At 40.2% G+C, this 12,917-nt stretch carries 12 protein-coding genes; all 12 read right to left on the bottom strand.

Annotation, left to right across the window (positions count from 1 at the left end; all coding sequences use genetic code 11):
- Positions 1-742: 742 nt before the first annotated feature.
- Positions 743-2,221, bottom strand: coding sequence for a stage IV sporulation protein A (spoIVA, locus tag ACFQ19_RS04370; protein WP_379590853.1), 1,479 nt, complete (start codon positions 2,219-2,221; stop codon positions 743-745).
- Positions 2,222-2,443: 222 nt separating this feature from the next.
- Complete coding sequence (locus tag ACFQ19_RS04375; RefSeq protein ID WP_379590854.1) at positions 2,444-3,163, bottom strand: hypothetical protein; 720 nt, start codon at positions 3,161-3,163, stop codon at positions 2,444-2,446.
- A 16-nt stretch (positions 3,164-3,179) separates the two neighbouring features.
- Positions 3,180-3,377: a DUF2768 family protein gene (locus tag ACFQ19_RS04380; protein WP_379590856.1), complete on the bottom strand. Its 198-nt coding sequence runs from the start codon at positions 3,375-3,377 to the stop codon at positions 3,180-3,182.
- A 467-nt stretch (positions 3,378-3,844) separates the two neighbouring features.
- Entirely contained in the window at positions 3,845-4,105 is a 261-nt protein-coding gene (locus ACFQ19_RS04385) for a stage VI sporulation protein F (RefSeq protein ID WP_379590857.1), read from the bottom strand.
- Positions 4,106-4,162: 57 nt separating this feature from the next.
- On the bottom strand, positions 4,163-5,203 hold the full coding sequence (locus ACFQ19_RS04390) for an NAD(P)H-dependent glycerol-3-phosphate dehydrogenase (RefSeq protein WP_379590858.1): 1,041 nt from the start codon (positions 5,201-5,203) through the stop codon (positions 4,163-4,165).
- Positions 5,204-5,219: 16 nt separating this feature from the next.
- Positions 5,220-6,530 carry a ribosome biogenesis GTPase Der gene (der, locus tag ACFQ19_RS04395; RefSeq protein ID WP_379590859.1) on the bottom strand — a complete coding sequence of 437 codons (1,311 nt, stop codon included), beginning with the start codon at positions 6,528-6,530 and terminating at the stop codon, positions 5,220-5,222.
- A 198-nt stretch (positions 6,531-6,728) separates the two neighbouring features.
- Positions 6,729-6,914 carry a capping complex subunit for YIEGIA gene (locus ACFQ19_RS04400; RefSeq protein ID WP_379590860.1) on the bottom strand — a complete coding sequence of 62 codons (186 nt, stop codon included), beginning with the start codon at positions 6,912-6,914 and terminating at the stop codon, positions 6,729-6,731.
- Positions 6,915-7,811, bottom strand: a complete 897-nt coding sequence (locus ACFQ19_RS04405; protein WP_379590861.1) for a YIEGIA family protein — start codon at positions 7,809-7,811, stop codon at positions 6,915-6,917. It abuts the gene before it with no gap.
- Between the two features lie 876 nt (positions 7,812-8,687).
- On the bottom strand, positions 8,688-9,818 hold the full coding sequence (rpsA, locus tag ACFQ19_RS04410) for a 30S ribosomal protein S1 (protein ID WP_379590862.1): 1,131 nt from the start codon (positions 9,816-9,818) through the stop codon (positions 8,688-8,690).
- 117 nt (positions 9,819-9,935) lie between these two features.
- Positions 9,936-10,517, bottom strand: coding sequence for a lysophospholipid acyltransferase family protein (locus ACFQ19_RS04415; RefSeq protein WP_379590863.1), 582 nt, complete (start codon positions 10,515-10,517; stop codon positions 9,936-9,938).
- Positions 10,518-10,669: 152 nt separating this feature from the next.
- Entirely contained in the window at positions 10,670-11,356 is a 687-nt protein-coding gene (cmk, locus tag ACFQ19_RS04420; RefSeq protein WP_379590864.1) for a (d)CMP kinase, read from the bottom strand.
- A 217-nt stretch (positions 11,357-11,573) separates the two neighbouring features.
- Positions 11,574-12,917, bottom strand: coding sequence for a germination protein YpeB (ypeB, locus tag ACFQ19_RS04425; protein ID WP_379590865.1), 1,344 nt, complete (start codon positions 12,915-12,917; stop codon positions 11,574-11,576).

Genomic DNA, 12,917 nt, shown 5'->3' on the forward strand with positions numbered 1-12,917 from the left:
TCTGTCTATCCCATGGTCTGTTTCATTAAAGTCACCCTAATATGTGATGACAAGGCTTATAATAAACGAGTTTTAAATAAAATTCAACAATAAGTATCGATTTCTCTAGAATTTATTGAGATTTTACATAAAAATTCCTTTTTCTGAAGAGAACCAAGGGAAACTCTTATGCAACAAGCATTGTCACCTTTCCATAAATCTATACGGCGTGTACAAGATTTTTTTGCCGTTCTTGAAAAATATTTTCTTGAAAAACCTGTCATTGGTTTCTTTTTTAGCTAAATTTTTATATCAGCCTCTGCGCCGGGCAGAACAATACAACAAAAAATAAGCAGCTATCCATTCAGCTGCTTATCCAAGAAATATGCATTTATTTACGGAGAACCGCTTGTGAACTCCCATGGCATGGCATTTTGTTTTATAAGAATCTTAACTTTCGCACTTTAAAAAGTAACTTCCTTTCCACAGGAACAGGGGCTTAATCGTTTCTTTCATCTCCCTGTTGACAAACATGGGAAGGTAAGGTGTAAGGCTACCGCTGCAGCGGAAAGCGTAGGGCTTGGCCGGAGCGGTAGCTATACACCATACCCTGTTCAAAAAATAGCAGGGTGATTGAACTTAACACGATAATAGAGAACATATTCACCCTAGAACAGCAAGGTTTATATACTTATTCTTTAGTGCGAAAGTTGAGTAAGAATGTTTATTATGGTGCTTCTTATCGAACTATTGGAACACGAACTTATAATATAATAGCGATTAAACCGCCTGAGCCTTCATTAATAATTCTCTCCAGCGTATCTTTTAATTTATATCTTGCATTTTCCGGCATTAGGGAAATTTTAGCCTGGATTCCCTCTCTGACAATCGAACTGAGCGATCGTCCAAAAATATCAGATTCCCAAATTGATAGCGGGTCCTCTTCAAAGTCTTGCATCAGATAGCGGACCAGCTCTTCACTTTGCTTCTCCGTTCCGATAATCGGGGAAAATTCCGATTCCACTTCGACCCGAATCATATGAATAGACGGAGCAACCGCTTTTAAACGGACACCAAACCTGGATCCCTGACGGATGATTTCCGGTTCATCCAGCTGCATATCTTCTAAAGTTGGTGCAGCAATACCATAACCAGTTTGTTTTACCATTTGCAAAGCCCCGGAAACTTGATCGTATTCACGCTTTGCATAGGCAAAGTCCTGCATCAACTCTAGTAAATGATCTTTCCCGCGAATTTCTTCTCCAACGATTTCCTTTAGGACATGATCATATAATTGATCGGGAGCATGTAAATCAATTTCAGCAATACCATCTCCCATTTCCATACCAGCTAAGTTAGCCCCTTCAATATATTCATAATCTCTGAAATAGCCGACAATATGGTCGACATCACGCAAGCGTTTGATATCCTTCACTGTATCTTGAATGGCTTCTTGATAATTCTTTCGAAGCCAGTGATTTTCGTTTAATACCATGACCCAGCTGGGCAGGTTCACATTTACTTCAAGAACCGGGAATTCAAATAATGCTTCACGTAATACACTGTAAACGTCATGATCCGTCATTGTTTCAACACTCATAGCCAACACAGGAATATCATGTTCCTCTATCAGCTCTTCCCGAAGCAGGGCCGTTTTTTGGCTGTGCGGTTCTGTTGAGTTAATTACCATAATAAAAGGTTTGCCAACCTCTTTTAACTCTTCAATAACCCTCGTTTCTGCTTCGATGTAGTCTTCTCTGTCTATTTCTCCAATGGTCCCATCTGTAGTTACGACAACACCAATGGTAGAATGCTCCTGAATAACTTTACGTGTTCCGATTTCCGCTGCATCATGAAACGGGATCGGGTCCTCGTACCATGGTGTATGAATCATACGCGGACCGTTTTCATCCTCAAACCCTTTCGCACCTTCTACAGCGTATCCAACACAGTCAACGAGACGGACATTGACATCTAATCCATCTTCTACATTCACTTGAACGGCTTGATTCGGAACAAATTTTGGCTCTGTTGTCATAATGGTTTTCCCTGCAGCACTTTGCGGTAATTCATCATGTGCTCTTGCTCTTTCGCTTTCGCTTTCAATATTAGGAAGCACAACTAACTCCATGAATTTCTTAATAAAGGTGGACTTTCCCGTACGGACTGCTCCGACGATTCCAAGATATATGTCGCCATTTGTACGTTTCGATATATCTTTAAAAATATCTGTTTTTTCCAAAAGATCCCCTCCCGATCTCCGTACTTTGATATACATCACCCGTAATAGTTGGACAATAACAGTCTATGATGTTGTCCTAATGGATTATGACTGGTTTCACATATTTTTATTTGCATCAGATAAAACAAACCTTATAGTTCATGTGTATGCAGCCTGAATTTATTTATTCTATTTTGTTTTCACGCATAAAAACAGCCGCACATTCATTGTACGGCTGTTTGTTTATTCGTCTTCCATAAATACGGCTTGTCCATCTTCCACGGTATATGGCATGGAATATGCAGGGACAAATGACGAATCATCTACTAAGAGGGGACGGATATCATCGCCTTCTTCATAATCATGGTCTGTTTCTTCCAGCGCCTGATTCAAATCATAAGCATAATCAATATATAAATTGCCTTCCAAATCCATTACAATTGGCAAATCAGCTTGTGTAAAAGGGCTTTGCACTGTCGGCGCTTCTTGTAATCCAAGTTTTTCATAATCTACGGAATATACCTGGTCTGTGATTTTCTGTCCAAAAGCCGGATACGTGTGTTCTTGTCTATAAGTATCCAGTCGAATGTTTACACTTCGTAATTCTTCTGTAGTCTGTAAATCAATCAGTCTGACTTTAAGGTCCTCTTCTGGATCAACAATGGTATATTGATAGACACCACCCTCTTCAAAAGCATTTCCCGGTATTTCTGAAATATAGCCTTTTTCCTGCATTGGTCTGAAATCGATTAAATATTTTTCATAAATATGCGTATCATTGTCTTTGGTCTGGATTGGCACTAAACCGTCTTCTCCTTCTCTGTACGATTCAACAGCTTGTTGGACAACAGTTAACTGCTCCTCATTCGAAACCTGATTTTCTGTCCGTTCACTCTGCGGGTACATACAGCCGCTTAAGAGCAGGAGAATGAAGGGTATTGCCGCTAAATATGTATATCTCATCATGAAACTCCCTTTCCTATCTGGTTGGTCCGCTAAACGTAACAAATAAAATAATCAAAGCTCCGCTGACAAGACTTAAGTAAGCTATCAAAGTAACAATACTGCCAAACCAGCCTTTTAATTTCGTTCTGCTCCAAACAATCAAGCCGGTAGCTAAGATTAATAAAAACATCCCGACAAAGGATATATACATCATTAACATGGATACTGACAAAGCTTTCACCCCTATTTCAATCAAAATACATTCTGCCAGACGTTATTATAACATAATTTTTAAACAATATGCTTCCCCTTTACTGACGAAACATTGAACAACACCGAAAAACTGTCCACAGGCTTACATACAGAATATAATGGAAACAAACAGAGGCGTGTAAAAAGCCTATGGCAAAGGGGGCAACTTTACCATAGGCTGACTAAATAAAATCCTCAGCAACTCTATTCCTTGAATGCTGGTGCGATTTATCTTATGCATCATTTTCAAAATTCGTATACTCAATTGCCTATAAAGTAAAACTTTATTCAGCAGGGATTTTTTCAATCCCGCTGAATATGAAAGGAACAAAAACGAAGTTCACGGCGTCGTATCTCAGACACCATGGTGACCTGCATTTTGCAGGCAAGAACGCATCCCTCGTTACTGGCTTTCGATGTCTCAGCCAGTTACACTGCAGCATAACCCTATTTTTTAAACAGGTTATTTAGCGAGTTGGCGTCACCGGGCATTTTCCCATTAACGACGGATTTTACAATTTTGTCTTCTTGTTCTTTGGAAAGGGGTTTGTTCGCCATTTTTGAAAGCTGGTTAACTAGATTCCGTACGGTTTTTTCATCCGAAAAATCAGCATGCTTTACCGAATCAGCTACTTTGTATACTTCCTCCGGGTTAATATTGCTGTTTTTTTGTATTTTATCAAACATACCTTTTTGAAAATTATTCACATGATTTCCTCCTTGCATTTCATTCATCACAGTATATGCCAGGAGGATTATGATGTGTTACTTATCCGAATAACGTTCTTTTAAAAGGTTGCTGATATCATCTATTTCTTGACGTTTGGAACGGGTCATTAATTCATCTACAACGTCTTTAGGGGCTTTATCTTCAAAAAGCACTTGATAAAGACCTTGGGTAATCGGCATTTCTACATTTTGTTCTTTCGCAAATTGATTGGCTGCTTGAACCGTACGAACGCCTTCTACAACCATGCCCATTTCCTCTAATACTTGATCCAGGATCATTCCTTTGCCTAACAGGTTTCCCGCTCTCCAATTTCGGCTATGCGGACTCGTACAGGTAACGATTAAATCACCTACACCAGAAAGTCCGAGGAAACTTAATGGATTTGCTCCAAGTGTTGTACCGAGGCGAGCAATTTCAGCCAGACCGCGTGTAATCAGTGCAGCTTTTGCATTATCTCCGTAGCCGAGACCGTCTGATATACCAGCTCCCAGAGCAATGATATTTTTGAGCGCTCCGCCTACTTCGATACCTACGATGTCGTCACTCGTATAAACACGTAAATTTTCACTATTGAATAAATCCTGAGCCTGACGTGCACTGTCCAAGTTAAGTGCTGATGCAGATACCGTTGTTGGATGGCGCAGTGCCACTTCTTCCGCGTGACTCGGTCCGGATAAAACCACAATATTTTCATAAGGGAAATCAGGCATTTCCTCAGCAATCATTTCGGATACACGCTTTAGCGTGCCAGGTTCGATTCCTTTTGTGGCATGAATAACTTGCGTACTTGACGTGATATAATTTTTAAGCTGCCCGCAAACTTCTCGTATGGCCTTGGTCGGCACTACGACAATCACTGCTTCGGCATCTTTTGTTGCTTCTTCCATGTGGTGAAATGCAGTGATGTTATTTGGAATATCCACATCCAGGTATTTGTCGTTCCGATGTGTGCGGTTTATTTCATCTACATGTTCTTTCCGGTGTGCCCACATGCGCACTTCATGCCCGTTATCAGCTAAAGCAATTGCAAGTGCTGTCCCCCAGCTCCCTGCACCAAGTACTACAACCTTACTCATCATATATCTCCCCTTTTTATCGTCTCTCGCGTGCAAATAATTTAATCGGTGTTCCTGTAAAATCAAAAGCGTCTCTAATTTTATTTTCTAAAAATCTTCTATAAGAGAAATGCATTAATTCCGGATCATTGACAAACACAACAAAGCTCGGCGGTTCCACAGCTACCTGAGTAGCATATAACACTTTCAGCCTTTTTCCTTTCAGTGTAGGTGTCGGATTCATTGCGATGGCATCCATAATTACATCGTTCAGGACATTTGTCGGGATACGTCTGGCATGGCTTTCACTTGCTAATTTAACCATTGGAATCAACGTATGCAGCCGTTTTTTTGTTTTCGCCGATAAAAATACAATAGGAGCATAATCTAAATATTGAAAATGTGCTCGGACTTTTGTTTCAAAATCTTTCATTGCTTTTTCATCACTGTTAACGGTATCCCATTTATTCACAACAATAACAATGGCCCGTCCTGCTTCATGTGCATACCCGGCAATCTTTTTATCCTGCTCTCTGATGCCTGTTTCTGCATCAATCAGTACCAGAACAACGTCAGAGCGTTCAATCGCCCGCATAGCCCTTAAAACACTATATTTTTCAGTGCCTTCATATACTTTGCCGCGTTTACGCATTCCTGCTGTATCAGTAATGACAAAATCCTGTTCATCTTTGCGTAATTTGGTATCAACAGCATCCCGTGTCGTACCTTCTATCTCACTGACGATAACACGGTTTTCATTTAATAAGGCATTCACCAGGGATGATTTCCCTACATTTGGACGGCCGATGACACTGAAATAAATGGTATCATCGTCTTTTTCGGTTCCTGTATTATCCGGGAAATATTTGAACACTTCATCGAGCATATCCCCCAGGCCTAGCCCATGTGTCCCGGAAATAGGGAATGGCTGTCCGAATCCTAATGCGTAAAATTCATAAATCATTTCATGCATATCTGGATTATCCATTTTATTTACCGCTAAGACAACAGGCTTGTTTGATTTGAATAAAAGCTTTGCAACCTCTTCATCGGCTGCAGTGATGCCTTCTCTGCCATTCAGCATAAAAACAATAACATCTGCTTCATCAATCGCAATTTCAGCCTGCTGTCTCATTTGATTTATTAATGGCTCATCGACCATTTCAATACCACCAGTATCTATTATGTTAAATGGTTGATTTAACCATTCTGCTTCCGAATAAATACGATCGCGGGTAACACCAGGTGTATCTTCCACGATGGATATCCTTTCTCCAACTAATCGATTAAAGATGGTTGATTTACCAACATTTGGTCTACCAACAATCGCTACTACAGATTTCCTCACGTAAGGAACATCCTCTCTTTTTCAAAATTCCTTCTCAATATAACAGTAGGTACTAACGTGCAGTACAATAGAAGTCTGACTGCACCTCAGTCTTATTCTAGCAAAAGTAAGAAAGTTCCACAACGAAATATATAAGCGCATCTTTAAAAAGCTTGTTACAAGAATACCGAACAGGCTTTTGGATTTTCGGTTTCATCGTTAATGTTTGACAATAATATAGACTTCCTCACTCAATCGGTGAGCAATTCCATCTATTATGGCTTCCAGATTGTTTGCAAATAAGGCCAGTTCTTCCTTTGATGAGCAGATAAAAATAGGGGCGCCTCCTCCAACGCTTTCTTCTTTTGTCGTAACCACAGCCAAAATTGCTTTTTCGACAATCATTTACTTTTTCCCTCCTTTTAAAAATGTTGCTTCAGAAGGCATTTTAATGGCATTCTCCAAAACCGGTACAGAGCCGATCACCTTTTTAGCCAGTTCTGTATCCCGCACAAGCGGCAGGATAAAAACGCCCAATCTGCCATCGTCTAGATCTCGTTTTATTAAAGGAGTTAATGCAGGAGTTCCTGCGTCTTTATAGACTCCCAGCGTAGCGGAAGCATCATGTAAAATGGCCTGTTGCTGCCCTAAATTACTTAGTGTAGTAACAATATTTAAGTTTTTTGGTTTTAATATGAAGCCCATTCCATATTTTGAAATTTCCTCTTGCCTTTCATCCAGCCCGATATTCATAATGTAAATATTATCGACATACAGGCCCGCTCCATCAAAAGAGAGCTCGGATTCTTCTATTTCGACAATATCTTTTAATGTAGAACCGCTCATGAAGCTGAGTGACGCAACGATTGCTAATACGCCGACCACTGTGGAAGGAAACCATCCCCATGTCACATAAGCCAGAGAAGTTAAAAAGGCAGTAAACATCACAAGATAGTTCCTTCCTTCAAAGGAAATAGCGATTCCTTCAATGTACGTATTTCCTCGGGGAACCAGTTCAAATTGATCAAGTTCCGTTAACGTTGTTCTTTCCATATTTCGGACATCTCTAAACTGTGTTGCGGCCACCGTTAAAAAAGTAACAGCGGTAAATTCTAATTCTAACAGCGCAGGGATAGCTAGCGCGCCTAGCGCTGCAGAAATAAAACCTAATGATACATGAATAATCCGCCCATGCAGATATGTAGGATACTGCCTGTAATCGCTCCGCAAAGTGATTAACCTGGACAGTGTCCCTGCAACAACCCCAAATAAAATAACATTCAGGTAAGATTCAATTTCCATACATATCACCTCTTTTTCTTACGTGTTAGTATGGCTCATTTTAAGCGGATTATTTAAAGAAAACTTAGCAAAAGCATGATTCTTTTCCTTGGATGGGACTGGGGCTGCGTTTACTCGCCCCACCGAAAACCATTGCGCTTACCAATGTTGTTAGGTTAGTATAACCGCTGCGGCGGACCGTTTTGCTTTCCTAGGGGCACGCTCTTCAGCTAACTTTTTCCAAGAAGATCGCTTGGCAAAAGTGGATCTTCAGAGGGTGCTGATCCCTCAGGAGTCAAAACGGTCCGCCTCCGCTAGTAGGGTATTCTATACATGAAATAGTTGAACAAATAAAATCATTTAACTCCATTAGGATGTTATTTCTTCCAAACGCTGTAGCATCCTATTAGAGCGCAGGCCAACCACGTAGACTCCTAAGTAGTTTGCAGGCTAAAACCGTGACTCCTGGGGTTGCGATTACTCACCCCATCTAAAAGAGTTGTCACAACGCCTGCACTTGCACGTCCTGGGGCTGGAGCTGCGCTTACTCGCTCCATCTAAAAGAGTTGTACGTCGGAAAGCGTAGGGCTTGGCCGGAGCGGAAGCTATACACCATATCCTGTTCAAAAAATAGAAGGAGGCTCTAACCAAAAGCAAGCATAATAATAGAGAGCATGTTTATCCTGGAACAGCAAGGTTTATATGCTTATTCTTAAGCGCATAATTTGAGTAAATTTCACAAAATTCATTAACCTGACAACATTGAGACCTTTGATTACTCGGTCTATTAAAACCGCTGCTGCGCTTACTCTTCCTATAAAAAATTGTCAGTGAATTTAAATCTTTTTTTTAATCAAAAAAAGCTGCACATAGACATGTACAGCTTTTGATTTTTCTTTATTTGTATTTGTCCAATTGATCGCCGATAACATCACCAAGTTGGAAGCCTGGCTGATCTTCGGATTTTTCATATTGCTTATAATCTTTCTCTTCTTGTTCTTGCTCCAGTTCTTTCATGCTAAGGGAGATACGCTGCTCTTCTTCATTTACATCCAATACTTTTACCGTCACAGTTTGTCCGATTTCCAAGACTTCCTGCGGCGTACCGATATGACGGTTAGCGATTTGAGAAATATGAACAAGCCCTTCAACTCCAGGTAACAGTTCCACGAATGCTCCGAAGCTGACCAGTCTTTTTACAACGCCTTCTGCCGTAGCGCCAGGTTTAATTTTTTCACTTACCTCTGCCCAAGGTCCAGGCAAGGTGTTCTTATGAGATAGAGAGATACGTTCACTGTCTAAATCGACAGAAATAACCTCCACCTTCATAGTGTCTCCTTCTGCAACAACATCTGAAGCTTTTTCAACATGTTCATGTGCTAGTTGAGAGATATGGACAAGTCCGTCAACGCCCCCTAAATCTACAAACACACCAAAATTGGTAATGCGTTGAACAACCCCATCAATCACATCTCCAGGATTTAATGACTGCAGCACTTTTTCTTTTCTTTCTTTTTCTTCATCTTCCACAATAGCACGATGAGAAAGAATAACACGGTTCTGAGAGCGGTCAATATCTGTAATTTTTACTTTTAAAGTACGATCCAGATAATCACTGAAATCTTCCACGTAATACGTTTCTACTAATGATGCCGGGATAAAGCCCCGTACACCGACGTCTACAACAAGACCGCCTTTAACAACTTCTTTAACGGTTGTTTCGAAAGCTTCTCCCTGTTCATATTTTCTTTCAAGTTCGTCCCAGGATTGCTCTGCATCGACCGCTTTTTTGGATAAAACTACTTCATCATCATCGATTTTTTTCACTTTTAAAGTCACTTCTTCTCCTTCTGATAGTACATCAGTAGTAGATTCTACATGAAGTGTGGAAAGTTCGCTTATCGGTAAAATACCTTCTGTTTTGTAACCGATATCTACAAGAACCTGCTTTTCTTCTAATTTCACCACAGTCCCTGTTACCGTTGTGCCAACTTCTAACACCTGAAGGTCTTTATTTTCTTCACTCATATCCTTAGCCTCCTAGTTACAGTTCACCTATTCACACATTCGAATAGTAAAATGATGATTCATTATACTCTTACATATAACTTCTAATAATTCGTATTATTTGTCAAGTAAAGACAATTAATTTTTATGAATTTCGTATAAATTTCTGATTTCTTCCATAATTCCCTCTGACATTTCTTTTGCAGAAGCTTTGTTTTTTCGAAATGATTCTACATCCATTGGTTTTCCGTAAACAACTTTCGTCCGCCGAAATAATTTATAATCACTGATAATCACACAAGGAACAACTTCTGCTTGTGACCGGAGTGCAAAAAATCCGACGCCAGGCAACGCTTGTCCCGGTTTCCCATCCTTACTTCTAGTTCCCTCGGGAAATAAACCGAGTGTTTCCCCGTCTTTTAAAAATTTTAAGCCGCTTCTTAAAGCATTTCGATCAGCTAATCCTCTTTTAACAGGAAAAGCATGAACTTTTCGTAATAACCTTCCGAAAAATTTCCCTTCAAAAAGCTCTTCCTTTGCCATAAAATAAATGGTCCTGGAAGCTGTAATTCCTACTACAGGAGGATCCAGATTAGAAGTATGGTTAGTACAAATAATAACCGGCCCTTCTTTTGGGATATGATGCTTTCCAGTTACTTTAATCCGGAATAATGGATAAAAAAGAATCATGATGAGATTTTTCGCCAGATGATATAACATTTAATCCCTCCTGCTCTCTCACGCTTTTCTGTTTAACAGGACAGACTTAACGTTGAAAGAAACTCTCCCGAATACATTCAGGCGACTTGTCATTGCAGTCTCCGGACCTCAATATGCGTTCATACAGGTATATCGAAGACATTTGTTTGAGCTTACTGGACACCAGGTTTCTTGATAAATGGCTGGCAAATGCCGAGAATTTTCTCTGTCACTTCTTCAATGGACAAGGACGTCGTATCCAATTCAATCGCATCATCTGCTTGAACTAATGGGGATGCTTCACGGGTAGAATCTAATTCATCCCGTTTCTCTATTTCTTTTTCCAGTGTATGTAAGTCAGCGGGGATGCCTTTTTGTTTGTTTTCCTCGAAGCGGCGTTTGGCCCGCTCGGTTACAGAAGCAACAAGGAATATTTTTACATCTGCATTCGGCAGAACATGGGATCCTATATCGCGTCCATCCATTACTACACTATGATCTTGTGCAAGTTCCTGTTGTGCTGTCACCATCTCTTTTCGAACCAGCGGGTGTTTTGCAATCACTGAAACGGATGCTGTCACATCGGGATAGCGGATAGCTTCGGTGACATCCTTTTCGTTGATAAATACGTGTTGCCCTTCTTCGTGTTGTGCAAGTCTGATATCGATTTTTTTCAACATTTCCATCACTGCTTTTTCATCTTCCAAATTGATATTATCTAGCAGCGCTTGATAAGTGAGAGCTCTATACATCGCTCCTGTATCCACATAAATAATTCCCAGTTTTTTTGCAATCTGCTTGGCAACTGTACTCTTTCCAGCTGCCGCCGGGCCGTCAATTGCAATCGAAATACTTTCCATTCTTTTCACTCCTGCCATTAAAAAGCCTGACGAATGCCAAGCAAGTTCTTCACTTTATTATCATAACATATCTGCAATTGATTAAACAGCCGTGAGCATGACAGGAATTACATGGGAATATTCCGACGTCATTGCTCCGGCATTTCTAAAATATTGATAAAACAGCTTTCGAAAATAAGAAAAATCCCTTTTCGAAAGCTGTTTCATTGTAAATCCTTTATAACACAGAATTATAATTAATTTCTGCATCCGTCAACTTCTCAATTTTCTCTTCTTCTCCTGTCTCTGCATTAATAAATATTCGATATGTCGCGTCATCCCTGGTTCCTAAAAATTCATAGACGAGAACTTCTTCACCCTGGTCATCATCAACAATCGCTAAATGATTCTCTTGAATAGTAACGTCCTGGTTCACTGCCTCACGGGCTTCTTCTTCTGAAATATCAGGTTCTGGTATTTCCCGTTCTGTATGATTTTTAAAGTAATTATTTGCCGTCAACCCTGTAATGTCTCCATTGTCCAAAGCTACTTTTACTTCCACAGCATCCGAGAATACCCGCACGCCATTATCTTCATAAACAAAGGAATATACACCGACCTGATCATATTCACTGCTTTGGAAAAGCTCCATGTCATTGAACTCGAGTTCGGAAAGGTAATTTTCGGCAATGTCATTGCCTTCATTCAAACTGATCTGTTTTTCTCCTATATCTCTGGAAACTAACAAGTGAAGCGGGTGACCCCCCTGCACGGTTAAATCTGCATAGCCTCTTTCTCCATTTTCATCATACGAAACGCTGTACATCGGTGTTATTGCTCCATCACCTGATTTCGTAATCGACCAATCCGTCTCATTTTCCTTGCCAAAAATCTTTTCAGCTTCTTTTAATGCCTCTTCTTCTGTGAGTTCGTCACCTGTTACATTTTTATAAGAATGATCTTCTGTTCTCGTGCTGGTTGTACTGTCTTCTGGTGTTTCTTCCGTAGAAGTATCAAAAGAGTCTTCCACTGTTTGGAAACTGTTCACCATATCATTCTCTTCAGCTTCATCCTTATTTAATAAAGTCTGTTCTGCATCCATCCACCTTGATCCGTCACTTAAGGAAACATGCTGCGCTTCCCTAAGTTCATCTCGTATTTGCCCGGATTGTTGGTAGAATTCTTCTAGTTGCGCTGTTTCTTCATCCGTTAACGGGTCATCATCCAAGTCACGAACAGCAGTCTGATAAGTGAAATCTCCTAATTCAGATAGAAACTGTTCTGTTTTGTGAATCGGGAGCAATCCCATTGGAAGCTGGCCTGTGTTGGCGTGTGCATCCGAACTGATACGCCAAATATCCACAAATTGCGGTGATAATTTATCAGGTGAATTCATTGCTAATGAGGTTCCTATCTGATCGTTTAGTACATCCATATTATAGGTGAGCTCATGGAAGGATCTCTGATATTCATTTTCTGCTTGTACATATAAATCATTTTTTTGTTTATTTGTATAGTAGCCCCAAATGGAAACAGAAATAAGAGCTACAGTCAATAATGTAATGGTAATCCATCGATACAT

It is taken from the genome of Oceanobacillus locisalsi, assembly GCF_042675985.1.
Classification (GTDB): domain Bacteria; phylum Bacillota; class Bacilli; order Bacillales; family Amphibacillaceae; genus Oceanobacillus; species Oceanobacillus locisalsi.

What these genes read in the sequence shown, in the direction of transcription:
- ypeB (WP_379590865.1), bottom strand. Translation starts at nt 12,917, where the DNA reads ATGTATCGATGGATTACCATTACATTATTGACTGTAGCTCTTATTTCT.
- ACFQ19_RS04375 (WP_379590854.1), bottom strand. Translation starts at nt 3,163, where the DNA reads ATGAGATATACATATTTAGCGGCAATACCCTTCATTCTCCTGCTCTTA.
- rpsA (WP_379590862.1), bottom strand. Translation starts at nt 9,818, where the DNA reads ATGAGTGAAGAAAATAAAGACCTTCAGGTGTTAGAAGTTGGCACAACG.
- ACFQ19_RS04415 (WP_379590863.1), bottom strand. Translation starts at nt 10,517, where the DNA reads ATGTTATATCATCTGGCGAAAAATCTCATCATGATTCTTTTTTATCCA.
- ACFQ19_RS04390 (WP_379590858.1), bottom strand. Translation starts at nt 5,203, where the DNA reads ATGAGTAAGGTTGTAGTACTTGGTGCAGGGAGCTGGGGGACAGCACTT.
- cmk (WP_379590864.1), bottom strand. Translation starts at nt 11,356, where the DNA reads ATGGAAAGTATTTCGATTGCAATTGACGGCCCGGCGGCAGCTGGAAAG.
- ACFQ19_RS04400 (WP_379590860.1), bottom strand. Translation starts at nt 6,914, where the DNA reads ATGATTGTCGAAAAAGCAATTTTGGCTGTGGTTACGACAAAAGAAGAA.
- ACFQ19_RS04405 (WP_379590861.1), bottom strand. Translation starts at nt 7,811, where the DNA reads ATGGAAATTGAATCTTACCTGAATGTTATTTTATTTGGGGTTGTTGCA.